This is a genomic window from Psychrobacter sp. W2-37-MNA-CIBAN-0211 (genome assembly GCF_040309405.1).
Taxonomy (GTDB): Bacteria; Pseudomonadota; Gammaproteobacteria; order Pseudomonadales; family Moraxellaceae; genus Psychrobacter; species Psychrobacter glaciei.
In genome coordinates this window covers 1-266 of record NZ_JBEOOU010000265.1, presented here as the reverse complement: position 1 = coordinate 266, position 266 = coordinate 1, and the positions used below count along the sequence as shown (strand labels likewise).

Below are 266 nucleotides of genomic sequence, written 5' to 3'. Positions count from 1 at the left end.
ACCGTACACACGCACAGTCATGATTATCCTATTGTCATTACTGAACAAAACAGCACTGAGCAAAGCGCTATGGCTCAGCAAATCATGCCCTATATTACTGGTCGGCAAGTATTAATTGTCACCAACGAGACGATTGCACCGCTTTACTTGGCAGCGCTAGAGGCACCATTGGCAAAGCAGTTCATCGTGAAGGTATGTATACTCCCAGATGGCGAACAATATAAGAATCAGACGAGCATTAACCAGATTTATGATGCGCTCATGGC

1 pseudogene is annotated in these 266 nt (G+C 45.1%); it reads left to right on the top strand.

Going from position 1 to position 266, the window contains the following annotated elements:
• Nucleotides 1-266: pseudogene (locus AAEY72_RS15170) on the top strand (3-dehydroquinate synthase); the annotation flags it as partial.